We start from the raw sequence: 268 nt of genomic DNA, 5'->3' as shown, positions 1-268 counted from the left end.
GAGCAGCAAGCCCGCCGAGTTCTCCGTCTCGAATATCCGCGTGGAGAACGGCCAGATCACGTTCGACGACCGCCTGCTCAACGAGAAGCACGTGATCGACCGCTGGACGCTGGGCATTCCGTTCATCGCCACGCTGCCTTCCAAGACCGATATCTTCGTGCAGCCGATGCTGCGCGCGCGCATCGACGGCGCGAGCACGCTCGCCATTGACGGCAAGACCAAGCCGTTCGCCGTTTCGCGCGAGTCGGAAGTCGAACTGCATCTCGCC

At 63.4% G+C, this 268-nt stretch carries 1 protein-coding gene; it reads left to right on the top strand.

The window, feature by feature from the left end:
- A partial coding sequence (locus SB772_RS41615; protein ID WP_410838723.1) for a DUF748 domain-containing protein occupies positions 1–268 on the top strand: 268 nt, incomplete at both ends.

It is taken from the genome of Paraburkholderia sp. SIMBA_030 (assembly GCF_046535245.1).
Lineage (GTDB): Bacteria > Pseudomonadota > Gammaproteobacteria > Burkholderiales > Burkholderiaceae > Paraburkholderia.
This window is presented reverse-complemented; position numbering and strand designations above follow the sequence as displayed.